Below are 24,646 nucleotides of genomic sequence, written 5' to 3'. Positions count from 1 at the left end.
TTTTAGTAATTATAAAAAAGGATGCTTATTAGGCATCCTTTTTATTTTAAGTCATTAAATCCTGTACGTCCGAGCTTACCAAACTCTTAATTACCCAACACCCACTCATCATTAACTTGATAAACTTTAAAACTGGTCTTATTGGTGCGGCTATTCCCTGCGATTGTCTGGGTGATATCAGCGGTACACATATAAGTATTATCACCCTCAACGCTGTCACAGTTGATATTCTCGACACGCTCAAGCTTTGGCATCATACCTTCCATCATTCCGCTCATAGCTTTCGCCATCTCATCGTTGCCAGCATTCGCCATCGCATCATCCATGATGCTATTGGCTTGCTCATATTGTGCTTCAATAAGCCCTTCGACCGTACTTTCAGAAGGCGCGTTTGAACACGCTGCAAACAAAGACGTCAACAATGCAATGACAGCCAGTTTTTTAAAATTATTCATACCAGTCTCTATGTATCTGTAATGTTACTTCACTATACAGAATTATGTCTTTAAACCCAACTTAATTTTAGGAAATCTACTTAACCTTATTTATGATTAACGTTTATAGCGTAATGAGATAAAAAGATTAAAGTGCGGCTAATGCTTAATGCTGACAGTACAATCGCGATACTGCTATGATGCGCTTAATAATGACCGTTGCGAGATGCTTGTGTGGCAGATGTATTTTTCCATATTACCGATTGGTCTAGGAATCATGACCTTAGTCGCAAGCCTAATTGGCTTGTTTGCTTATTTGATGTCTGATGATAATGCCACGCGCTTGCCCGCTTTTAACTGGTTTAAGCGCTTAATTATCGTGGCATTTCTCCTATTGAGTGTCGGGCTATTTATGACCTTTGGACGTTTTTGGGGTTGATTGCTTTGGGATTAATCACTTTGGATTCAGTTGAAGTGAGGTCAGCTGAATTGAGGTTAATAAGCCTAATTGGCTTATGATTGACTCACGAGCTTTTCTAATTCTAGTAATTGTAAGTCTTGACGTTTGGGTTCGCCATTATTACCATCGACTGGAAACGGTATACTATTACCATTTAATTGATAGCCGCGTCGCTGATAATAAGCCAAGAGCTCAGGACGATGACTTAAAATAGACATGGTCAGACGCACAGGATTTGTATCAGGCGTTGGCGTACTTGATTGTAAGTGCCGCTGCGCAAACGTCTCAGCTGCCTGCAATATCTGATGGCCAACACCATGTCCTTGTAGTTCAGGCAGTACCGCAAACATACCGATATAGGCTTTTTTATTGCCAGCGTTCTCATTTATCTCAGCCTCGTCCTTTATATCGACTGCGATACAGCCCAGTAATTCACCCGTTTCTTTACCATCACGCTCGCCTGTACTAGTCCTTGGATAAATAAAAACATAATGTTTGGGGTCAGCAATGACGGCTAACAGCTCGTCTTTGGTGGTACGAATACCGCCAATTAAATCCGCTTCATTGGTCCAGCCTTCCGCTTGCCGATAACAGCGATTTAGCAATTGTTCAAGCGCATCAATATCACTTGCCTCAGCTTGACGTAAAAATACGGTTTTTTTATTTAATGGTTTTTTATTAAGGGCTTCTTTATTCAGTGTTTCTTTATTAATGTGGTCTGTACTCATAACATCGGTTTTCCTTTTCCGTTTGTTTATTATAAAAGCTATGGTATAAAAGGCTGACCTGAATAACCAAGCCAGCCTTTATAGTAAACTTTATAACCCTTTAAATGCTAGCGCGATAAAACCTGTGCCTGCTCGATAATATCAAATCCTCCCTTAATTTGAGCGCGCGTTGGCGCATGACCACGGCGCAATAATTCAGAGAAAGCAATCAGCTCTTTATCACGTCCAAGCGAACTTGCGGCACTGGCTCGCGTAACCTCCCCATCATCGTCAAAATAATATTCGATATAGTCAAGGTTGTCAGGCGAGCCAAATAAAATGCCATTATCAGGCGTGGCCGCATGACCGCTATAGCGTAGGCTTTTGCCATACTGTGCTGTCCAAAAGAAAGGAATACGCTCCGCTAGCGAATCGACATTAGCTTCATTTAATATAGCAGCTGCTGTGACCAAACCATGTTGCAACGCCACGCGCCAATGCTCGATACGCATGCGCCCCATTTGATTGGTGGCTTTGGCGATATCACCGAGTGCATAAACGCCGTCACGCAATTGCAAATGCTCGTCAACTTGCACACCATCTGGCGCGTTTACTTCATTTAATAGCTCAATACGCGGTGCGACACCCGTTCCTAAAATCACCATATCGGCGGCAAGCGTACTGCCATCTGATAGGGTGACGCCGCTGACTTTAGTGCTTTCATTATCAGTACCGTCTTCAGCAGCATTGATTTCGTCAACGCCGGCACCGAATACAAAATTAACGCCCTTTTCCTCATGCAGTTTGATTAAAGCATTGCTAACGGCTTCAGAAACGATATTAGCCATGACACGTCGACTACGTCCAACGACAGTGATAGAGGTTGCCTTCCCTGCCTCCATTAACGCCGATGCCACTTCCATACCGATAAAACCAGTACCTACGATAACGACATGCTTATTATCACTGGCACTTTTAATTTCTTTGGCATCATCCATACTGCGTAGCGTATAAACACCATCGAGCTCCGCACCTTTAAAAGGCGGTATTTTTGGCTCAGCGCCTGTTGCTACTACTAAGAAGTCCGCCGTTTGTTGCTCACTTTTACCGTCTGCATCTGTGATGACGATGGTACGCTCATTAGGTAGTACTTCGCTGACGGTTTGGTTTAAGCGCAAATCGATATTATTGTTACTGGCCCAGTTAGCGCCGCCTAGCATTAGATATTTCTCATCCATTTTACCCGCCAAAAACATTTTGGATAATAAAGGACGATTATAAGGGGCTTTATCGTCTTGGCTAATTAAGGTAATCTTGCCGCCATAACCGGTATGTCGCAGCTGATTGGCCGTCATAAAACCTGCACCGCCGCCGCCAACTATAATGGTATGGGTGTCCGTCATTTTGTCATTGGTCACGTGCTTATCTATCTTCGCGGCGGTATTGACGATTAAGCTATCGCCTTCGTCGGTCAGCTCATACTGGGTCAAGCCGCGCATAGCGACCGGCTCTAATAAGGTGCCATCACGACTATCAAAACTGCCATGATGCCATGGACAAATGACACGATTGCCACAGCGTAACCCATCGCCCAAATCTGCGCCAGCATGCGGACATTTACCATCAAAGGCGCTAAATTCGTCCTCATCACGCGTGATTAAAATGATACTATCGTCATCCTGTTTATAGGATTTCATGCCACCATTTGGAATGTCGGCTTTGCTAATGGTGACGGTATGAATCGTTGCATTGCTCATAAGTTATCCTTAACATTTAATATTAATCGTTATTATTTCCTGCTGAAAAATTCCTGCTGAAAACGTATTGATGTAAGCTGATTGAATCAATCAATACCGATAGAAATACGCAATTTAAAAAATCAGATACCTTGATAGTAGCAAGCCCATTTGATAGGCGCTGTTTATTTGTATGCTGCCTGCGTTGCAAAACGTAATTCTGACTTTTAAATCTTTAATGCCTTTTAAACCTTTAACATATATCTCAACCAATTTACTTTAATACCTATAATCAATAAAAGATGCCCTTATGACTTCTCAAGACGATTTAAATAACGACTTACTTAATAACGAAACGCTTGATGATAAGACATTTGATATCGCAAGCTTCGATATCAGCGCTGCTACTGATACGGCCAACCTACCACAATCAATGCAGCCGCCTTTAGCGCAAGCGACGTATAAAGCCCATGCCACAGACTTTGTGGTTAATGAGATATTGCCGCTCGACTTTACGGGCGAGGGTGAGCATTTATGGCTACATATTGAAAAGCTGGGCATGAATACCGCTTATCTGGCTAAACTGCTATCAGAATGGGCAGAGATTCCACTGCGCGATGTTGGTTACTCAGGGCTTAAAGATCGTCATGCGCTGACGACACAGTGGTTTAGCCTGCGGATACCTAAGAAGCAATTACCAGAGTCTGAATTTGCACCCGTAGATATTAGCGCCAATGAATCGCTTACTATCCTTGCGCAGCATTGGCATAACAAAAAGCTCAATCGTGGCACGCACCGCGCTAATCAATTTATCATTACCTTGCGTGATATCCAGTTTTCCGATTTTGATACAGCAGCGCCAATGCTTGAGCAGTTATTATCGGCTAAAGAAAGTGACAAGAGTGCTGTCGAGCAGCATTTAGCCCATATAAGCACAACGGGCGTGCCCAACTATTTTGGTCCGCAGCGCTTTGGCCGTAATGGCAATAATGTGAGAGAAGCATTGGCATTGTTTGCCCGTCCAGCGCCAGAAAGTCGGCCGCAACCCAAAAAAAGCAAACGCAAACAAGCGCCGCGCGAGCAAAACAGCATGGAGCTGTCTGCTGCGCGTAGCTTGATATTTAATGAAATATTGGCAGCACGGGTGCGCGATGGTAGTTGGACTAATGGGCTTGCAGGCGAAGTGTTTAATTTGGACGGGTCAGGCTCGATATTTGCCAGCGAAGCAATCGATGAGACTTTGCAAGCGCGACTTGCCAGCGGCGATATTCATCCAACTGCCGTGTTATGGGGCGTGGGTAATGATAAAGTCAGCGGCGCAGCAGCCGCTATCGAAAATGATATCGTGCAAAACGACCCATTATTACATCAGCTAGCAGCAGGATTAGAGAAGCGTGATATCAAAGCACAACGACGAGCACTAAGGCTACCGATTGAAGAATTAAGTTGGGAGTGGCAAGGTGGGGGAAATGGCAGTGAGCAAACACTGGTATTAAACTTTACTTTAACCACAGGCAGTTTTGCAACGAGTGTGCTGGCAAGCTTAGTTCAAAACCTAAACACATCATCAGCAAGGGGTTAAAAGTCAGACTATGTGATTATATGATTAATGTCAGAAACCATATACAAAATAACTAGGGCACGCCTTAGCTAATGGCATAAAGGACAGAAATCTTATCCTTTTCCGCCGCGAGCATATCATTGGCGCTGACCACTTGATTACGACCGCGGTCTTTTGCCTCATATAGGGCTTTATCAGCGATACAGATTAAGCGCTGACAAATATCACTCGGCAGCTGCGCCTTTAAGATTTCTGTAGCAGCACGTTTTCTTCTATGAGAAATTCTTTTCTGGGCGCGAGTTTTTTGCGAGCTCTCTTTTTGCGTGCTGGTTTTGTTGGTACGAGCCTTATCAATGTCGGCTTCTTTCTTCCGAGGTTTTTGCGACTCTGCAAGCGGCTGCGTGCTTTCTTCTAATGCCAATGTCTTATATTCACTCTGAATACGGGCGCGCTCATCATGGGTCAGGGTATAAACCCCTATACTGGCGGTGATATTAAAATCCGTACCATCATCGCTCTTGATGACATGTTGCGCAATATCTCTGCGTAGCTGCTTAGCAATGGTCATGGCACTATCATGCTGGGTATCGGGCAGGACAATCAAAAACTCTTCGCCGCCATAGCGACTGACAATACTCTCTTCTGATAAAGATTTTAGTAGCGTCTGGGCAACCTCCGACAGCACTTGATCGCCAACGTCGTGACCATAGTTGTCATTAATGCTTTTAAACCAATCTAAATCCAATAAAATCACGCTAAAATCTTGCTTATCTCCCATTGCTAGGAGCGCTTGCTGCATTTGCGTCAAACCATAGCGGCGACTTTTTAGCTGGGTCAATTCATCTTGATTGGCATACTGCATGATTTCAGCTTTACTGTTATCCAATATCAATAACAGCGTGCGAAACATGTAAATAATAAACACTGCCTTTGGCAGCGCCATATAAATATGGGTGGTACGCCAAAAAAATGCATAGGAGAAACGCAGTTGATTAAAACTGTCCCAACTCAGCGTACCATTTTGAAAAATAGATGCAGAGATGGCATTTTCGATCACTGTCATCTCGTTATAGGTGAGATAGTTATAGCTATCTAAAGGGAAAGAGGCTATCGTCATTTGGCGTAGATTGGGTATCGTAAAGCCAAAATAAGGAATTAAAGTTACCAAGAAAATCAGTGCGATATGCCCTAAAAAAGCTTTCCATACATAGCGGCGACGTATCAGCACCATCCCTAGCATCGCACCGCCTACGAGTGAAACCCCTGCGACCAAACTACTATAACCCATGACTATAATGACCACGGCAATATAAAGGCTATAGAGCGTAACTATTATCGCTTGCCATTTATATAGTGACCCCGTATCTTCTCTAATCGGTGATAAACGGCTGACCATCCAAGAAAAGAAAAGGACCATCAGTGTCAGGCCAATCCACAAGGGATACAGCACGTCCATATCTACGTAGCTGCCATATATATCTTGGCGCCACCAGACAAATAAGCACCATAACCAATGCGATGATACTTCTAGCAAAATAAACAGTGCCAGCAGCAACGCCCTATCAGCAGCTTGCCACTCGAAAATCACTCGCGAGAGTTTTCTGTAGCCTAGATGAGATATCGATACAGCCATAATGGGCTACCGCAGATAGTGAAATTTATTGAGCTAAACCAAATAAGAAAATAAAAAAGATGACTTATATTAGATCTAAACTGACGCATTTAGTGTGGCAATTTTTCCTTTGATTATCAATCTGTTTAAGTGATTTATGCGTCAGTATCCAACACCTCATTTTGGCGTATGGTTTTAAGTAACGATAATGCCTATTTACAATATAAATTTGCAGGGTCAGCCTATCATTTTAGATGGTCGCTTTAACTAAGCCAATATTGCAAATGACTGCCAAATACCTTGCTGTTCAGGGTTAAGGTTTGGCACGTCGCCCAAGCGTCGCCATGGCATATTACTGCCATGAAAGTCACTACCGATAGACGCAGCTAGCTGATGTTCAGCAATGCTGCGATCGACCATTCTACGGGTACTAACTGGTTCGCTATTCGCTGGTAATTCACAAGCATCACCGCCAAGCTGCGCAAACTCTTCAATCAGTTTACGTACGCGGGTGGCTGAAAGCTGATAGCGTGTTGGGTGTGCCAGCACTGCCTTGCCGCCGCAAGCATGAATCAGCTCAATACCATGCTGCATCGTCAATGCTTCAATCGCCACATAAGCCGGCTTATTATCCGCCAAGTATTTATCAAAGGCTTTTTGCACGGTCTTTACCTCACCACGCTCAAATAACACTTGACCAATATGCGCACGCCCTACCGCTTGTGGATTGCCGCCAGCTTTATCGAGCACCGCTTGCCATAACTCGTCGTAATCAATGGTTAATAATTCGCTGAGTTTTTCAGTGATACGTTGACCGCGCGTGGCACGGCTGTCTTGCAGTTGTTGCAAGGTGGCATGCATTTTCTCAAAATCAGTAAAATCCAGTCCAAGGACATGAATAATTTTATTGGTGGATTTATTTTTGCCATAGCCGCCGCTAAGCGTATGCTCGCAGCTAATCTCAACCCCATTGATTAACTGTATATCGCAGGCCTCAGCCGCCACGCGCGCCTCATCGATACCCATCAAGGTATCATGATCGGTTAACGCCAGTACATTAATGCCAGCATTGTGAGCGCGCTGTACCACCTCGGCGGGCGCGTAAGTACCATCAGAACAAGTACTGTGGCAATGTAAGTCAATTTTCATAAAGCTGGCCTTAAGGTTTTGAAGGTGTTGTTCATTTAAATATGCGGTTGATACTAACTATATTATCAGTAAAACAAGTTAAAAACGGCGAAGACATGGCATATCAACAGCATATCGGACGATTATAAGGTTGATTGCTTTTTTTTGCGGCAGTAGACGTGTAAACTACCCCATACGTTTTTTGTTGGACATCCTATTTGCTATGAAAGCCTTATTAGACTTCATTCCGTTGATCGCTTTTTTTGTTGCCGCGCGTTACAGTGGCATTTTAGCAGCAGCAGGCGCATTGCTCGTTGCCACTATTATCATTTATGCCATCCATTTTGTGCGTCAAAAAGGCAAGTTTGATAAACAGCAGTGGGTCGTTTTGTTATTAACTATTGTCTTTTGCGGTGGTACGCTGCTATTGCGTGACGACATCTATTTGCGTTGGAAGTCGCCTATTATCAACGGTATCTTTGCCTTAACGCTGTTGGTCAGCGCTGCGATTAATAAACCGTTGATGCAATTGGCCATGAAAGAGGTGTTTTCACTCACGCTGAGTGGCTGGAAAAAACTGACCGTCGCTTGGGCATTGTTTTTTGCCTTTATGGGCGTTCTGCATTATATCACGGCATTTACTATGTCTGATGAGGCTTGGATTAACTTCAAAACCTACGGCTGGATTCCGATTATGTTGGTATTTGTGGTTGCCCAATTTGCGTTGTTGAAAAACCATCTCAATCCAGCGTTAACCGACAAAACTAACAAATAAAAGCTGATTTAATTATAAGACCTAGTTTAATCGTAAAAGCTGGTTTAATCATAATATATGATTCAAAAGCATAATGAGATATATGATTATTATTTTTCATTGCGGTTAATTAGCACTTTATTCATACTATTTACTTGAGGAAGCCCCATGTCCTTATTTGCCATTATCGGTCACGATGTTGCTGGTAGCAGCGCACAACGTCAGGTAACGCGCGCCGAACACGTTGCCCGCCTGCAAGTATTACAAAGTGAGCAGCGACTCATTATTGCTGGTCCAACGCCCATTGAGCACGGTAAAACCGAGGTGTCAGGCAGCCTGATTATTGCTGACTTTGATTCCCTCGATGCTGCGCAAGCATGGGCAAGCGCTGAGCCTTATTTGCGGGATGGGGTCTACAGTCATGTAGATATCAAGCCGTTTGTTCAGACATTGCCTGCACCTACCGACAGCGCAGCAGATAAACCAGCCAATAAGGTAGCAGCATCGTGATTAAGCGGTCATTTTTATTAAATAGTTCTGTTTCTAATCACGTTACTAATCATACTAGTGAGCGCGCTTATGGCCGCGTCACTAACGTTAGTGTTGCTAGCCTGATATTGCTTGCTAGCTTGTCGGTACAAGCAGCGCCAACTGTGACCAATGCTGACCCTGCGGCAGGAACGGCCACGCTAACGCCTAATGCTGTATTAGCGCCTAACAATGTGAATCAAATAACTCCGTCAAATACTGGCTCAACTATGGTGTCTACTACAGCACCGAACCTTGCTGCTAGTGATCAGCCTGCGACCAACATTAACGATACCTTAGCAGCCCAGCTACAACCATCGAATAAAGCGCTATCTGAGGCCAATCAAGAATTGCTTAGCCGTAATGCCCAGCTTCAGCGTCAAGTCAATGACTTACAAACGCAAGTAAACGTTTTGGTTTATGAAAGCAAAGGTCAATTGTTTTTATATGGTGCATTTACAGTGTTAATTAGCTTATTGGTCGGGATTTTTATTTCGTGGTTAGTGTTTGTTCGCCGTGAACGCTGGTAGTAAATCCTTTATAAATGTGATGACCTATGTCTAAACCTCAGTCTAAATCTGCTATATCTAAGCCTACCTCTTCTGACTCGCATAAACCTTATAAAGCCAGCAAACCCCCTAAAAAACCAGCTCCCCCGAACGTAATTACCCCTGCTAAGATTGCATGGCAAACCGATGATGCTGGCAATCAAGTGCCAGTATCAGGGGAGTTTGGCGATGTCTATTTCTCGCATGCTGATGGCTTGGCAGAATCTCGTCATGTATTCTTAGCCCATAACCAATTACCCGAGCGCCTAGCAAACCTTGCCGATAAGCGATGCTTTACTATTGCTGAATTGGGCTTTGGTACGGGCTTGAATTTTTTAGCGACATGGCAGCTTTGGCGTGAGCTTCGTGCTCAGCATCCGCATTTAACAAGCGCCCGCTTACACTTTATCACCACTGAAAAATACCCCATCCCACTTTCCGACTTAACGCAGATACTCAGCTTATGGGTACAGCGCGCCCCTGAACTTGCAAAATTGATTGAAGATTTTTTAGCCAACTATCCACCACTGATTGCGGGCTGTCATCGACTAAATTTTATCGACGATAATATCACGCTTGATATTTGGTTGGGCGATGCAGGCGATAGTTTGGCAAGCCTAGAAACTGAGACCTCTATCAATCGCCCTTATATTGATGCTTGGTTTTTAGATGGTTTCGCGCCTTCTTGTAATGAGACTTTGTGGGCTGATACGATATTTACTCAGATGCAGCGCCTATCTCGTACTGGCACGACTGCCGCTACTTATAGCTGTGCCGGTATCGTCAAACGTGGCTTGCAAACGCATGGTTTTGAGATCAATAAGGTGAAAGGTTTTGGGCGCAAGCGTGAAATGCTGACGGCAGTCATGGCTGGCATTACTGATTCTCTACCAACTGAGACTTTATCAATCGAGTCTGTATCTCTAAATGACGATAGTAATGCTTCAATTTACCCAAACCTTCCTAGCCATACAGTAGTGATTGGCGCAGGCGTTGCCGGACTGCTTACGGCTTGGACGCTAGCCAATCGCGGTATTGCAGTCACCATAGTAGATAAGGTCGCGCCGCTTGCTGGCGCCTCTGGCAATCCACGTGCCCTCCTCGCGCCGAACATGACACCCATTCATCATGTCTATGAGCACCTGCACTCTATTGGTTATCTATATAGCGGCAGACTATATCGTTATTTTAATCAACAAGCAGTTATGCAACAAACGCCACTAATACTTGAGCAAACAGGCACGTTAGACTTGCTGATAAAAACCAATATTGGCACGGCGCAGATTGCCGATTATCCCAATGAGATGGCAACCACGATTACGACTGAAGAAGCATGGCAATTAAGCGGTTTAAAAACTAAAGACTTAGCGGACAATTTATATTTACCACAATCTGGTCTGATCAATCCACAAGCACTAAAAACCATTATTCTTAAACATCCAAATATCAATTATCAGCAGCTTAGCGTCACCGATATCAAAGAAACTGCAGATAAGGTTACGGTGATTGGTGATAAAGACAGTGATAATGGTAATAACAGTCAGAACCCTGTTACTATCTGCGCTGACAATGTGGTGATTTGCGCCGCGTATGAAAGCCATCAATTAGATAAACGTATCGTTGAATGCCGTACCATTCGTGGGCAATTATCTTGGTTTACGCCCACTGCTGAGCAAGTCCTTGGTCTGCCTAAATTACCGCTCAAATATAGTGGTTATTGCGCGCCCTTTATCGTGCAAAGTGGTGATGCTGAAGTGAATAATATTAGCGACAACCAGCCACAGTTTTTACTTGGCGCCAGCTTTGTAGATGCTGACGCCAGTACTGGTATCCGTCGTGAAGAAAATCAGCAAAATTATGACAAATTAATGGAGGATATTCCTGAATTAAGCAATGTCCTGCCAGACGATACCAGCGCATGGCAAGCGCGTGCCGGTGTGCGCACCCAAACGATTGACTACCATCCCTTAGTCGGGCGACTTGCGCAAAGTCGCCGCATTTGGACGCTCTCTGCCATGGGTGCAAAGGGTTATGCCTTAGCACCGATATGCGCTGAAGCATTAGCAGATATGATGTTAAGCTGCTTTGCGCCTTTATCTGCCATTACCTTAGCGCGATTATCACCCAATCGGGCGCGCTTGCGTAAAACGTAAAAGGTAATAATTTAACTTTACGCTAACTTTTATCAATATTTATACAGATGCTATTTTATACAAATGCTCTCAAAGCCAAAGCATGTATTTATAACAGTATAGAAGCCGCCTTGAAGAATAATGCTAGACTAGCCTTAAAGCTTAAAACACTTAAATAACCATTATAAATGGATAGCTGTCTATTATGAAAGCCGATATTTTTACCTTAGTAAAATCAAAACCATACTTTAAAGCAATTTCTGTCGCTCTATTAAGCCTACCACTACTGAGTGCTTGCCAAAAGACACCAGAACCTGAGACCGTTAATGAGAATTCTGCTGACACAACCACTCAAACGACGCCAGTAAGCTCGAATATTAATGCACCTAAAGTTGCTGATGAAGATACTGATAAGTCTGCTGTTAATGCAGAAGCAGATATGAGCTTAACTGAATTAGAAAACGAGCTTGGCGCAGCGGATACTTCAGAAAAGACTGCCGCGATAGCGCCCAATCCAGAACAAGCCATCAAAGGTGCGCAAATCACTGATGTCAACTATCGCAGCGCCACCGGTGAGACGCTATTTGTTATCTTTGAAACCTCAGAAAAAGGTGTGCTTAACGCTATCGTCACCTTGCCGGGCAAACCAAAAATGACCTTGAGTGCGCCAGAAGGCCAAGGTAATAACCCTACTTATCGCTCAAACGATGGCAGTATTCAACTGGTCAGCCATGGCGGTGGTAGCAGCATCGACCTTATTCAAAATAATAAAACAATGAGCTTTGAGGCCATCAGTGTAGATGCAGAAGTTATCACTGAGTAGTTTTAACAATAAAACTGCGCTTAGAGCCTATTAGAGATAATAAATTCAGCAATAAAAAAGGGGGCAAATATTATAGATATTTGCCCCCTTTTTAGCTCTAGTTTACCTTTAGCCAAAACCAGTGGTCTTACCAAATAAACTGACCAGCCAGCTTATCATCGCCCATAAGCCCCAACCGATGACCACAATAACGATTAATCCAAGCAGATCAGGAATGTGCAAATATAGCCAAGCAACGATAGGATTGCGCCAAAAAAAAGCAAAGCGGCCTTGCTGCTGCTTATCTTCTAATGATTGATGCAAAAACGGTCGATCCATATGCATAGTTTCGGTAATGCCATATTCATCATGTAGATGCTCATGCACAATGGTCAAAGTCTTACGACTGGGACGAATAAAAATATCTAGCACCGTGCCGATACCAGGTACGATACCAACCACCATATCAACCAGCGCCAGCCTAACTGCTGGCGTCATTTTATGCGCAGGCACGCCCAACTGCCGACCTAATATAAAGGCATAGCTTGTCAAAGCCAGTCCGGCTAAATCTCCCGCCAGCGGAATGGTTGAAAGCGCTGCATCGGCGCCCATGCCCTGCTTGGTAAAAGGCACGCGTACGAGCGAATCCATGGTATTGGCAAACTTAGCCAATTTACGCTCGGTGGCGATAACCTGCTCACGTGTTAGACCATGCTCAGCCAGCTTTGCTTGATAATCGATAACTGGCGCATTAATATTAGCACCCTTTTTCGCTTTTGACTTTAAGAGCTTCTTGAAGTTATCCATTAAAAGTTGTCCATAAACAAGCGATTGCGATAAGAGCAAAGACATAACGCCCTACCCATATATTGGCTAAAAACGCCTGAAAACAGGTCAGTGCTTGACGACTGGCACAAGCGCTGTTTTGCTTGGCAAACATCATCGCCACTAGCGCCAAACCAAATACTGGTATCACACCTACACTGGTTGGCGCAAAGTAATGCCACATAACCGTACCCATAATAAGTAAAAATACGGTTTGTAGTAGCGAGATGATAATCACATCATAGCGACCAAATAATATGGCCGTTGATTTGACGCCGATTTTTAAATCATCTTCACGGTCAGCCATCGCGTATTGGGTATCATAAGCCACTGTCCAACACATATAAGCAATAAACAATAGCCAACACCAGATATCAGGCGCGCCTTGTATCGCGACATACGCCATTGGTATCGCCCACCCAAACGCTGCGGCTAAAAACACTTGCGGTAAATGCGTATAACGTTTCATAAATGGATAAATAAACGCCAATATGACTGCGCCAAGCGACCAATAAAATACGGCAATAGGCAAAAAAAACAACAAACTGGCACTAAGCAATACCAATACTAAAAAAGCAGCAATGGCTTCTTTAGCAGATAAGCGTCCGTCTGCTAATGGGCGGTCTTTGGTACGGCTGACATGACCATCGACCTTGCGATCGGCGAAGTCATTGATCGCACAGCCCGCCGCACGCATAAAAATCGCGCCCAACGCAAATATCAGCAATATCTTGAGATTAGGAAGACCTGCCGTTGCCCCTTGTTGCTGCGCCTGACCCATAGCAGCCAGCATCACACCCCAAAGTGTTGGCCAGAGCAGTAGCTCTATACCTACTGGTTTATCAAAGCGCGTCAGTTGCAGGTAGGCTTGTAGTTTGTCATTAAATGTCATGGTTTTTTATTATCATTGATAGAAGATTTTTTGTGCGTGTTTGCCTACTTTTTTGGCAGCTCTTAGATGAAGTGCTATTAGATTGCTTATTATTACATTAGATTATTAATAGATTGGCGAACTATTGGATTTGTTGCCACAATTTGTTGGCCTCAATGAGCGACAGCTCAGGATATTGTTTACGCAAAGCTTTAATCGCAGGAACCTTATCTTTTTGTGCTGCTTGTTGACGCAAAAAAGCCAATTGCTCTTGCGGATTACTCAATTCTTTTAAACGCGCCTCTAATCTTAATATCCGAGTGCGTAAGACAATATTAATTAATAATAAACCTGCACCCATCATCCATATGATTAGCGTCGACATTCCTTGCTCCTAAATTTAACAAATCCAAACTTGGCAAACATAAAATTTCTAACTGCGCATTCTAGGCTTAATAACTAAGTACATTGCTTATGATGAAAAAAAAACGCCTATTAAAAAGCATCTTTTCAAATAATAGCCATCAAACAAAATAACCATCAAAGCGTACCGCTTCGTTATGCCAGCTCTCACTGGCTGGTTGATTGGCAAGTAATGGTGCAAGTTGCGGACGCTTCACGACTACGCGGCCTTGTTTTTCACCATGCTGACTGACAACGGCTTGCGCAGATTGTAGCAATTGTTTCTCTTGCTCTAGGGTTGGTGGACTAACCAATTGGTGCAAGGCTTGCATATGCTTGCCTACTTTGGCGCCTTTACCCGTTTTGTTATTTTGATAGCTATCCTCTGGAAACATAGGGTCTAGATATACCACATCGACTGCTTTAGCATCAGTTTGTGGTTTTGTAAAATAACTGAGCGCATCGGTATTAATAATCTGCAAACGGCTCATCAGCTTTTGCCAATTTGGTAGCGCACGCATACGCTGCTGCTCAGCTAGCAACAACAACGCCATCAGGGGTTGTTGCTCAAGCATAATGACCCGTGCGCCTGTACTGGCTAATATGAGGCTGTCATGCCCAAAGCCTGCCGTCGCATCAATGACTGTACTATCCGATGTCATTTTAGCAGCTTGTAATAATAATTCAGACTTACGCCCCGCACTCACCACCCGGCGTTGTAGCTTATCCCATTCAGGTGCGACACTGAGACCATCACTCAGCCATGAAAGCCTATCTTTTTCGTCCAACAAGAGAATAGGTTGAGTAGAGGTTTCACTTAACTGCTGGCGACGTTTTTGATTAAGCTTATCAGTAAATGGCTCAATATCTAAAATAATAGGCAATTGATGCTGAGCTATGAGCGCTTTTAGGCTTTCAATCTGAGTATATTGGGCTTCATTCACATAAATAAGTTGGCAATGCATAAAGTTGCTTGATGTTTGTTGCAGACTGCTCATGATTGCCCTTACTTTAATAGCTCAAAAAACCATAAATCATGGCTATATTCTAGCCTGCCATCTGATAGCCAAAACCCCACGCGGCGATCAATACCAACACACCAGTGATAATACGTAGCCATGCAAAGATTTTGAAGTCACGACGGCTAACCCAAGCAACCAATAGGCGAATACAAAGTAAGGCGACGATAAATGAAACTACAGTGCCAATACCGAGCACCAACCAGTCTTCGCTACTGGTCAATACGTCATGGTGCTTGAGTAAATCTAATAACGCCGCGCCTACGATAACTGGAATACCCAAAAAGAAAGAAAACTCAGCAGAAGCCTTACGTGAGACACCAAGCCATAGTGCGCCAATAATAGTCGCACCAGAGCGTGAAGTCCCTGGTATCAATGCCAGACACTGCATCAACCCAATCATCAATGCCGTTTTTAGGCTGACATCTTCTGCTTCTTGCGCAACAATTGTTTTAGGGCGATTTTCTACATAAAATATCAGCAAACCGCCAACAATCAGCATAATTGCAACGACGATAGGGTTAAACAAATACGTCTTAATCTCATCGGCGAAAGTAAAGCCCACAATCATCACTGGAATGGTCGCGACAATTAAACTTAGACCCAACTGTCTTGGATTGCTCATGCCTTCCGCTTTACCGGTCAGCAGCCCCATGAGCGCTTGCCACAATCTATCCCAATAATCATAAATGACTGCTAAGATAGCGCCAAGCTGGACTACCACCACAAACAAATCAACCTTTTCTTTGGTCCAAAAGCCCATCAAATCCGCTGATAAAATCAAATATCCCGTACTGGAGATGGGTAAAAATTCAGTGATACCCTCAACGATACCCATGATGACCGCTTGGATTAATAACAGTATATCCACAGTTGCTTCCCTAAAAAACAGTGCTATCGCCTGTCCTATATGATCGTTGCTTTTATAATATTCTATATTTTCTTGATGCAAATATTTTGTGATGAACTATATTTTATGGTCTCAAGCAAAAACTAAGCCTTACCTTGCTCTTTGAGCGTTTTCCATGCTTGGTTGCGCAGATATCTTGGTAAGGCATTGGCGGCATCAGTACCGCCAACATTCGTGAATTGGGCGATACCCAATTGTCCGATCACTACCGCATCCGGCGAGACATCCTCATAACCTACTTGTTCGTCATTCGCTTTTAATAGCGTCGCACCATTACCGACGATAGGCAGATTAAGCGCTGTTTGGCTATCATAATCAAGCAGCTGCTCGGTGCTATCGCTATCATTAACCAATATAGGCTGCATGATAGCATTGCCTGCTACATCGCCTAAAATCGAGTACTGCCCAAAATAAACTTGCTGCATACGCGCATCAAGTGAGCTATATACTTGCTTCAAACCATACTTTTGATACGCACATTGGGCAATTGCTTGCAGGCTAGACACACCCACACAAGGGATATCATGTGCGACAGATAGTGCTTGCACCACTGCCGTATTGATTCGTATACCACTAAATGCGCCAGGACCGCGATTGAATATCAATGCTTCTATATCAGCAAGACGAACTTTAGCCTCAGACAATGCCGCATCAATCATCGGTAGGATTTGCTGGGTCTGCTGGCGTTTACCCGTCTCAGTATGACTCGACAGCACCTGACCATTGGCATCTAAAATCGCGATCGAACACTGATCAAACACGGTATCCATTGCTAAAAACATCATTACCTCGACTTATTCGCTTGGCATTATAAAACAGCGCCTATCATAGCATTTAGGATAGGCAAATTTTATTAATTTATACCTTTTTCATACTTTATTGATGAGAACTTGTCTAAATAAGAGAGACGTAAAAAAAACCTCAAATCTTATATAGGCTTGAGGTTTTTTTTAAAAATACTTGCTAATAGTGACTGCTAATATAATCAACGTTTATTTAAAAGCGTGTTTTAAATTTCTTTGGACCTTGATTTTGTAGCTCTTGCATCTGCTTTTGCATCTCTTCAGTGCTAGGCATATTATTTGGATCGAGTCCCATCTGCTTTGCCATTTGCTGCGGGTTCACATCTTTGACACCGCCTTGCTGACCACCGCCACCGAATAATGGACCACCACCGCCGCCACCTGCTCCAGCGCCGCCACCCATCAATCCTTGCATCGACTTCATCATTTTACTGATGCCTTCAGGCTTAGAAATCATTTTCATCATTTTTGCCATTTGCTTATGCTGTTTGAGCAAACGGTTGACGTCTTGAATCTCACGCCCAGAACCGGCAGCAATACGGCGCTTACGGCTTGGATTAATCTTGTCAGGATTTTTGCGCTCAAATGGTGTCATTGAATTAATCAAGGCTTCCATTTCCCGTACTTTTTCTTCAGGCTTGGCATCTTCAACCGCTTTTTGCATATCAGAACCGCCCATACCTGGCATCTTATCTAAAAAGCCTGCCATGCCGCCCATACTTTTCATTTGCTGAAATTGGGTCAATAGATCCTCAAGGTCGAACTCGCCGCCTTTCTGCATCTTTTTCGCCATTTTTTCGGCTTTATCACGGTCGATTTTTTGCTCGACTTCTTCAACTAAACTTAAGACGTCACCCATACCAAGAATACGCTGAGCGATACGTTCAGGATGGAATAGCTCTAACGCGTCTAATTTTTCACCACGACCTAAAAACTTAATCGGCTTACCGGTAATCGCACGTACAGACAATGCCGCGCCGCCGCGAGCATCACCGTCGGTCTTGGTTAAAATAACACCCGTCAATGGCAACGCATCGTTAAAGGCTTTCGCGGTATTGGCCGCATCTTGACCGGTCATCGCATCAACGACAAATAGCGTCTCAGATGGATTGACCGCCGCGGTAAGCGCTTTGATTTCCTCCATCATGGCTTCGTCGATAGCCAGACGACCGGCGGTATCAATAATCAAAATATCTTGATACTGAATTTTCGCTTCTTCGATAGCACGCAAGGCGATATCAATTGGGTTCTCGTCGCTACTTGAATTGACGAACTTGGCATTTACTTGCCCTGCTACTTGCTCAAGCTGAGCAATTGCCGCTGGGCGGTAAACGTCAGCAGAAACTAGCATCACTTTTTTCTTATGGCGTTCTTGTAAGAATTTCGCCAATTTACCAGCGGTGGTGGTTTTACCCGCACCTTGCAAACCCGCTAATAAATAAACAACAGGCGGTTTACCTGTCATCTCAAGCTGCTGATTGGCGCTACCCATCATTTCGGTCAGCTCGTCATGGACGATTTTAACGAATGCTTGTCCTGGTGCCAACTCTTTCAGCACTTCAGCACCAAGCGCTTGCTCTTTTACTCGCTTCACAAAATCACGGGTGACCGGTAGCGCGACGTCGGCTTCTAACAGCGCCATACGCACTTCGCGCAAGGTGTCTTTAATATTATCTTCGGTCAACTGCCCAGTGCCGACGATATTACGCAGGCTCGACGATAAGCGCTCTGTTAAGGTATCAAACATAAATGACTCTCAATTAAAATAATTCTTAGTGAAAATAATTCTTGGTGAAAAATACTATGACAACAATACGTCATTAAACTTGGTTCAGCGTTGCTTGCTGATAACTCTTATTAAGGTGTGCTATAGCATATGAGGTGGCGTTTTTATAAAAATCATTATAAAAAGCAGCATATTATCAACACTATAACATTAAGGCGCTGCAAAGCTTATAGTCGTTTAGTCGTTTTGCAAATGACAGTTTGCAAATATAGGATTAAATAAAGCTGACCACTTAAGTTTATAGCTAATAAATACTAAATTTTAGCGCTACTGTCTTACAAGTGCTTATAATCAATCCGTAATATGGCACTCAATTGCTTGCCATTTTATGATAAATTGGATGATTATTCTAATCATTCTGATAATACCATTTTAGCATTCAATTGAGCGGCGATTTTGCGCTCATCATGAGATGAGGTTTTTTATCTTGCAACTTGCATTTTTACTGGCTGGCATGGTTTATATTTTGGCCAGCATCTACATTGGTTGGGCGCTGATTCAGGATAAACCTATCCACAAAGGCGTGAGCTTAGGTTTATTGGTTATCGGTATGTTGGCACATGCAGCATTACTTTATCCGCATGTGGTCACGCTATATGGGCTAAATTTCAACCTATTTAACATCATTAGCCTGATCAGTTTATTTTTCCTATTTTTCTACGTTATTTTTAGCTTATACCGCCCTATCGTTAGTCTTGGTATTTTAGCAGCACCGACGGCATTAGTCGGATTGATTGTCGGTTATATTGGCCGCGCGCCTTACCGTCCCATCATGGATATCAGTATCGGGCTTGAAGCGCATATCCTACTATCGCTTGCCGCCTATTGTGTGCTGCTGATGGCAGCGCTGCAAGCGCTATTTTTGCGCTTACAAATACGTGAGCTAAAACACCAATCGATTCATCGCTTTTGGGTAAATAAACTGCCGTCGCTACAGAGCATGGAAAGCCTATTGTTCGACATGCTATTGGTCGGCTTTGTCTTGCTAAGTATCGCGCTAGGGATTGGTTTTATTTACGTAGAAGACTTAATGGCGCAGCATCTTGCCCATAAAACGGTATTTAGCGTCCTATCTTGGCTGTTATTTGGCGCGCTACTGTTAGGCAACTGGCGGGCAGGATGGCGTGGCAAACGTGCTGCTAACATGACAATTTATGCGTTTATTTTATTAGCAATTGGCTTTGTCGGTAGCAAATTTGTGTTAGAAATGCTGTTATAAATTAAAAAAGCAGCAATCTGATGAAAAAAAGCCGCGAGTATTAAATACTAATACTCGCAGCCTTTTTTTACGCTCTCATGTCAGTTTAAAACTACTCTAATTAAAAACCACGGTTTTATTACCTGCCACAATCACGCGGTTTTGCACATGCCAGTTCACAGCGCGTGCTAAGACATTGCGCTCGATATCACGGCCAATAGCCCGTAACTCTGTCACCCCTTGACGATGGGTCACACGATGCACATCTTGTTCAATGATAGGACCTTGATCAAGCTCGGCTGTGACATAATGCGCGGTCGCCCCAATAAGCTTGACGCCTTTCTCATAAGCCTGACGATAAGGGTCGGCACCGACAAACGCGGGCAAAAATGAATGGTGGATATTGATAATTTGCATCGGCCAACGTTTGACAAAGTCAGATGATAATATCTGCATATAACGCGCCAATACCAGCAAGTCATTGCCTGCCATTAACGTATGAATCTGCTCTTCCGCCTCGGCTTTATTATCCTTATTGACTGGCACATAATGGAAGGTGATACCAAAGTTTTCTACCGCTTGACGCAAATCCTCATGATTACTGACAACAGACGTAATCTCGCAATCTAATAATCCGCGCTGATGACGCCACAGTAAATCCAACAAAGCATGATCAAACTTTGACACTAAGATGCCAACCTTGGTTTTAATCGCATTGTTATGTAAGCGCCACGCCATATTATGGCGCTTGGCCACCGTATGCCCAAAGCTGGCTTCAAAATTATCCATAATCTCGCTCAAGCCTGCTAAAGCAAACTCCAAACGCATAAAATACTGACCACCTTCATGAGCGGTTGAATACTGATCGAGCGTAATAATATTGCCACCATAACGATGAATGAACTCAGATACGGCTTGTACAATGCCAGCTTGATCGCGGCATTTAATCAATAAAGTCGCGGTATCAATAGCAGCCGCAACTGGTGTATTTTGAGAAGTCTTGCTCGACTTTATGCTTGCTGTAGCAGTCGTGGTATTGTCTGACATAATGTGCCCAATTAAAAATGAAACTTGCTGCTTATTCTAAATATAGTTAGCGGCATAGGAAACCGACTATTCTAATCGCTTTTGCAAAAATTTGCTGATTGAGTTGCTTGTATTTAATTATTGAGATTATGAATACAAAAACCCCCAACATAACGTCGAGGGTTTTATTTCATTTAGCTACAACTTAGTTTTAAAAAAGTTGAACTGTAGTAGTTTTTGAAGTCGGAGAAGGAGTTGTGACTGATAATTTAATACTATCACCAGCCTGACAACCAACAGTTGATACCGTATAGAGAATATCTTCACTACTTTCAAAAAAGTTTTGATTTGTAGTGCCATCGACTCTTTTCAAACTTACTAGACTAGGTACAGTTAAATTACCATCGGTAATTTCAGCTTCACAACTCACATCATTGTCAGGAGTTTTATCCTGTACAGAAAGACTTAAGCTAGTGTTAGAAGGCATTGATACTGTTCTCAAGCTATTACCATACATTTCAAATGATATTGCTCCTGGAGTAACCGTATAATTGTAAAAGGTTGGCGTATCATTAGCAAAGCCCATGATAACTTGTTTACGTATTACCGTCTCTAATGAGTCATCGCATGTAGTAGGATTATCCATACTCGGAAAATTGAAAAGGTTAGGTTGGGATAAAGTGCTTACCGCACAAGAGGCTTGCTTAGCATTCGCTGGGAACGCTCCTCTTTTGTAAACAAACTCACCTGGATTATATTTCAAATCTTCGTTGTCATCACGAAAGAAGTTACCAATATTATCCAACAGGCTATCTATGCCTGCCGTATAGACATTATCTCCGTTTAAATCAGAGTATGCTTTATCGCCTTCTACGTATGCAATCACACTAACTCGACCATTTGCAGGTCTTGGATTCTGAGATGTGAAAGTTACAGAGCAATTCCCTTGAGTTGTTGCGCAATTTGGAGTAATGGTGCCCCCTTCAGCGATAAAACTAACTACTGTGCCATCCGGAACAAAGTTGCCTTGACGATCAGTCAAATAGACTGACACACCTGAAGTGTCAATAGCATTATCAGCTAGAACATTCTTTTCCAGTGCGAGGGTAATACCTTTTTGCGTAGGTCTGCCTGTAGCAACAGCTATATTCTTAGCAGAAGCAGAGATAGTCATATCTGATTTTAAAGTGGCTTGAATCTCTACTGGTCCAGGAATATTACCTGGATATAGATTTACAGTGACCTTACCTGATGAATTACTTTTTAATGGTTTAGAATCTCGATTACCTTGCGAGATAAAGTTAAAGTCGATTGGGGCCTTAACTAAATCAAGTATCACTTCTTGGTTAGCTGCTGGCACACCGTTAGAATATACGGTAAATTCAATCTGACCAGAAGATGAAGAACCACTATCCTTTGCACCTAGTACCACTGACTCACTGGTAGTATATATAATATTACTAGCTTTTATAGCTTTGATATTAACTTCGATACTTTGAGTAGAAGATGTATTATTAGCTGTTACTGCGGTAATGATTTGTTTATCTTCACATAAATTACCATTACTATCTATTGCTTTATAAGTCGCAGTAACATTGCCCTGATTTGATGAAACTACACTGGCAGGATCAAATGAACCACAGGTAGCTGAAAAATTTACGGTAACATCATTTTGAAATTGGCCAGTACTGATATCTTTTGTCTGTAAAGTAACTACAGTTGATGCACCTGACTCTAAAAGAGTTTCGCCAGTTTTTAAATTAATTAGACTAATATCAACAGCTTGTAAAGAGTAGTTATAATCAGCGGTAGTGTCAGTCATATCCTCATATTTAGCTGTGGCTGATAAACTATAACTACCAGTATCATTAGGAGATAATGGCACTACTGATGTTGTTGCAACCCCTTCAGCATTAGTCAATACAGCACCGTTTGTTGTTCCAAACCCAACGCCTTCGCCATTGAAGGTGACCAACGCCCCACCGACTCCATTCCCTGAAGCGTCAGTAACAGTTACTTTTGCAGTCGCGCCTGACATTGAAATAGTACGAGTTAAATTACCATTAGAGTCTAAGAGTGACATTGGGCTGATCTTAAGAACACTTCCTATATCCCCATTCCCTACGCCTCCATTACCACCACCCGTACCAGGCTGTGTCACACCTGTATCAGGCACTGGTGCAATAGAATCTACTGTATCCCCACCACCACAACCCGCCAAAGCTAATGCACAAGTCAAAAAGGTGAGTTGGAATAACTTAGAGGTAAGAGGTAGTGAGCTATATGACATTTTTGAACTCCGCGGCGGACGCAATTTGTTTGAGTAAATACACATAATCATTACATGGCTTCATATTTGATTGGTAATGATACATAGAATTACAATAATAACAGTTGTATTAACAGATTGTATTAAATATATAACCGCAACTTTACTGACTTTTGTCATAACTTACAACTAAAAAATGAATCTTTACTATTAAATAATCAATCACATAGCGCGTGCAATTCAGGGTATAATAGCTATCGTTTAAAGCGGCGATTATTATAAAAATATTTGAGTATTCATTACTTTTATGGTATAAATGTCGGCTTTAAAATTTTCTGAATTGGTTTGCCTGTTATTTGCCTTTAGATGACAGTAATATCAGCTCAACCTTCATAATAGTTTTGTTTGGTGCAAAGCTGCCGCTTGCTGTGTCCATGCCGCAAAAACGTGCAACTTGCCCAGACTGGTATGAGAATCCCTCATACCTCATAGATTAGGAGTTCGCCATGTCTAGAGTTTGCCAAGTGACTGGAAAGCGCCCTATGGTGGGTAATAATGTTTCGCACGCAAACAACAAAACCCGTCGTCGCTTTCTACCAAACCTTCATAACCATCGTTTTTGGGTAGAGTCTGAAAATCGTTTTGTACGTCTACGTGTGTCTACCAAAGGTATGCGCACTATCGACAAACTTGGTATCGACAAAGTGTTAGCAGATATGCGCGCACAAGGTCAAAAAGTTTAAGTAAAAACTTGCAGCCTGTCTTAGCGATGATTTTCGTTATATAGGCTGCTTTGACGCTAGTGATTGATTGGCTGATAAAGTCAATATCGTTAGCGATTTAATCTTTTAGACCCATACCCATCGTTTGAAGACCCCTCATTTACAGGAAAGCTATCATGAGAGATAAAATTAAGTTAGTATCAACTGCTGGTACTGGGTATTACTATACCACTACCAAAAACAAGCGCACTATGCCTGGCAAAATGGAAATCAAAAAGTTTGATCCAAAAGTACGCCAGCATGTGATCTTTAAAGAAGCTAAAATCAAATAATTGTTATTTTTTATAAAATGTATTTTTTATAAATATGTTCTATAAATAAATTATTTGAACAAAAAAAGGGTTTATCAAATG

Annotated in this window: 24 protein-coding genes; 10 read left to right on the top strand and 14 right to left on the bottom strand. The window is 42.8% G+C overall.

Features of this window, described 5'->3' with window-relative positions; all coding sequences use genetic code 11:
• Positions 1–86 precede the first annotated feature (86 nt).
• Positions 87–455, bottom strand: coding sequence for a hypothetical protein (locus tag FHS24_RS08005; protein ID WP_183620491.1), 369 nt, complete (start codon positions 453–455; stop codon positions 87–89).
• Between the two features lie 148 nt (positions 456–603).
• On the opposite strand from FHS24_RS08005, the gene FHS24_RS08000 reads away from it, so the two are divergent.
• Positions 604–873 carry a hypothetical protein gene (locus tag FHS24_RS08000; RefSeq protein ID WP_227671738.1) on the top strand — a complete coding sequence of 90 codons (270 nt, stop codon included), beginning with the start codon at positions 604–606 and terminating at the stop codon, positions 871–873.
• A gap of 74 nt (positions 874–947) precedes the next feature.
• Here FHS24_RS08000 and FHS24_RS07995 read toward each other — a convergent pair whose 3' ends face one another.
• Positions 948–1,622, bottom strand: coding sequence for a GNAT family N-acetyltransferase (locus tag FHS24_RS07995; RefSeq protein ID WP_183620489.1), 675 nt, complete (start codon positions 1,620–1,622; stop codon positions 948–950).
• Between the two features lie 107 nt (positions 1,623–1,729).
• Positions 1,730–3,358: an FAD-dependent oxidoreductase gene (locus FHS24_RS07990; protein ID WP_183620488.1), complete on the bottom strand. Its 1,629-nt coding sequence runs from the start codon at positions 3,356–3,358 to the stop codon at positions 1,730–1,732.
• A gap of 289 nt (positions 3,359–3,647) precedes the next feature.
• On the opposite strand from FHS24_RS07990, the gene truD reads away from it, so the two are divergent.
• The gene (gene truD, locus FHS24_RS07985) at positions 3,648–4,919 is read left to right on the top strand and encodes a tRNA pseudouridine(13) synthase TruD (RefSeq protein ID WP_183620486.1); all 1,272 of its coding nucleotides are present in this window, start codon (positions 3,648–3,650) and stop codon (positions 4,917–4,919) included.
• 64 nt (positions 4,920–4,983) lie between these two features.
• Here the strand turns inward: truD and FHS24_RS07980 are convergent, their stop codons facing one another.
• Both FHS24_RS07980 and FHS24_RS07975 read right to left on the bottom strand, forming a co-directional pair.
• Positions 4,984–6,531, bottom strand: coding sequence for a GGDEF domain-containing protein (locus tag FHS24_RS07980; protein ID WP_183620484.1), 1,548 nt, complete (start codon positions 6,529–6,531; stop codon positions 4,984–4,986).
• 246 nt (positions 6,532–6,777) lie between these two features.
• A complete protein-coding gene (locus tag FHS24_RS07975) occupies positions 6,778–7,659 on the bottom strand; it encodes a PHP domain-containing protein (protein ID WP_183620482.1) in 882 nt (293 codons plus the stop codon).
• A 202-nt stretch (positions 7,660–7,861) separates the two neighbouring features.
• Here FHS24_RS07975 and ispZ point away from each other — a divergent pair, with 202 nt between their 5' ends.
• The 5 genes from ispZ to FHS24_RS07950 all read left to right on the top strand — a co-directional run bounded on the left by ispZ (position 7,862) and on the right by FHS24_RS07950 (position 12,423).
• On the top strand, positions 7,862–8,413 hold the full coding sequence (gene ispZ, locus FHS24_RS07970) for a septation protein IspZ (protein ID WP_183620480.1): 552 nt from the start codon (positions 7,862–7,864) through the stop codon (positions 8,411–8,413).
• Between the two features lie 147 nt (positions 8,414–8,560).
• The gene (locus tag FHS24_RS07965) at positions 8,561–8,902 is read left to right on the top strand and encodes a YciI family protein (RefSeq protein WP_183620478.1); all 342 of its coding nucleotides are present in this window, start codon (positions 8,561–8,563) and stop codon (positions 8,900–8,902) included.
• Positions 8,899–9,450: a hypothetical protein gene (locus FHS24_RS07960; protein WP_227671737.1), complete on the top strand. Its 552-nt coding sequence runs from the start codon at positions 8,899–8,901 to the stop codon at positions 9,448–9,450. Before FHS24_RS07965 ends, FHS24_RS07960 begins: the two co-directional genes overlap by 4 nt.
• A 26-nt stretch (positions 9,451–9,476) precedes the next feature.
• Positions 9,477–11,621: a tRNA (5-methylaminomethyl-2-thiouridine)(34)-methyltransferase MnmD gene (gene mnmD / locus FHS24_RS07955; RefSeq protein ID WP_183620476.1), complete on the top strand. Its 2,145-nt coding sequence runs from the start codon at positions 9,477–9,479 to the stop codon at positions 11,619–11,621.
• Between the two features lie 184 nt (positions 11,622–11,805).
• Entirely contained in the window at positions 11,806–12,423 is a 618-nt protein-coding gene (locus FHS24_RS07950; RefSeq protein WP_183620475.1) for a hypothetical protein, read from the top strand.
• Positions 12,424–12,531: 108 nt separating this feature from the next.
• On the opposite strand, the gene FHS24_RS07945 is transcribed toward FHS24_RS07950, so the two are convergent.
• The 7 genes from FHS24_RS07945 to ffh all read right to left on the bottom strand — a co-directional run bounded on the left by FHS24_RS07945 (position 12,532) and on the right by ffh (position 18,979).
• Positions 12,532–13,209 carry a DUF4112 domain-containing protein gene (locus FHS24_RS07945; RefSeq protein ID WP_227671736.1) on the bottom strand — a complete coding sequence of 226 codons (678 nt, stop codon included), beginning with the start codon at positions 13,207–13,209 and terminating at the stop codon, positions 12,532–12,534.
• Positions 13,202–14,119, bottom strand: a complete 918-nt coding sequence (ubiA, locus tag FHS24_RS07940; RefSeq protein WP_183620474.1) for a 4-hydroxybenzoate octaprenyltransferase — start codon at positions 14,117–14,119, stop codon at positions 13,202–13,204. The genes FHS24_RS07945 and ubiA overlap by 8 nt, the downstream gene beginning before the upstream one ends.
• A gap of 121 nt (positions 14,120–14,240) precedes the next feature.
• Entirely contained in the window at positions 14,241–14,483 is a 243-nt protein-coding gene (locus tag FHS24_RS07935; protein ID WP_183620473.1) for a hypothetical protein, read from the bottom strand.
• Between the two features lie 139 nt (positions 14,484–14,622).
• A complete protein-coding gene (locus tag FHS24_RS07930; RefSeq protein WP_183620472.1) occupies positions 14,623–15,498 on the bottom strand; it encodes a class I SAM-dependent methyltransferase in 876 nt (291 codons plus the stop codon).
• A 49-nt stretch (positions 15,499–15,547) separates the two neighbouring features.
• Entirely contained in the window at positions 15,548–16,390 is an 843-nt protein-coding gene (locus FHS24_RS07925) for an undecaprenyl-diphosphate phosphatase (RefSeq protein ID WP_183620471.1), read from the bottom strand.
• A gap of 122 nt (positions 16,391–16,512) precedes the next feature.
• On the bottom strand, positions 16,513–17,211 hold the full coding sequence (tsaB, locus tag FHS24_RS07920) for a tRNA (adenosine(37)-N6)-threonylcarbamoyltransferase complex dimerization subunit type 1 TsaB (protein ID WP_183620821.1): 699 nt from the start codon (positions 17,209–17,211) through the stop codon (positions 16,513–16,515).
• Between the two features lie 214 nt (positions 17,212–17,425).
• A complete protein-coding gene (gene ffh / locus FHS24_RS07915; protein ID WP_183620469.1) occupies positions 17,426–18,979 on the bottom strand; it encodes a signal recognition particle protein in 1,554 nt (517 codons plus the stop codon).
• Between the two features lie 451 nt (positions 18,980–19,430).
• Here ffh and FHS24_RS07910 point away from each other — a divergent pair, with 451 nt between their 5' ends.
• Positions 19,431–20,237, top strand: coding sequence for a cytochrome C assembly family protein (locus tag FHS24_RS07910; RefSeq protein ID WP_183620467.1), 807 nt, complete (start codon positions 19,431–19,433; stop codon positions 20,235–20,237).
• A gap of 96 nt (positions 20,238–20,333) precedes the next feature.
• On the opposite strand, the gene purU is transcribed toward FHS24_RS07910, so the two are convergent.
• Positions 20,334–21,263, bottom strand: a complete 930-nt coding sequence (gene purU / locus FHS24_RS07905) for a formyltetrahydrofolate deformylase (protein WP_233449102.1) — start codon at positions 21,261–21,263, stop codon at positions 20,334–20,336.
• A 190-nt stretch (positions 21,264–21,453) separates the two neighbouring features.
• Positions 21,454–23,532, bottom strand: coding sequence for an Ig-like domain-containing protein (locus FHS24_RS07900; protein WP_183620460.1), 2,079 nt, complete (start codon positions 23,530–23,532; stop codon positions 21,454–21,456).
• Positions 23,533–24,017: 485 nt separating this feature from the next.
• On the opposite strand from FHS24_RS07900, the gene rpmB reads away from it, so the two are divergent.
• Positions 24,018–24,254, top strand: coding sequence for a 50S ribosomal protein L28 (gene rpmB / locus FHS24_RS07895; protein WP_010201401.1), 237 nt, complete (start codon positions 24,018–24,020; stop codon positions 24,252–24,254).
• A 155-nt stretch (positions 24,255–24,409) separates the two neighbouring features.
• Positions 24,410–24,565 (top strand): 50S ribosomal protein L33, encoded by a 156-nt coding sequence (gene rpmG / locus FHS24_RS07890; RefSeq protein ID WP_010201403.1) that lies wholly within the window; start codon positions 24,410–24,412, stop codon positions 24,563–24,565.
• Positions 24,566–24,646 lie beyond the last annotated feature (81 nt).

This window comes from Psychrobacter luti, from assembly GCF_014192115.1.
In the GTDB taxonomy this organism is placed as follows: domain Bacteria; phylum Pseudomonadota; class Gammaproteobacteria; order Pseudomonadales; family Moraxellaceae; genus Psychrobacter; species Psychrobacter luti.
The sequence above is the reverse complement of the archived record's forward strand: the minus strand, read 5'-3'. Positions and strand labels throughout refer to the sequence as shown.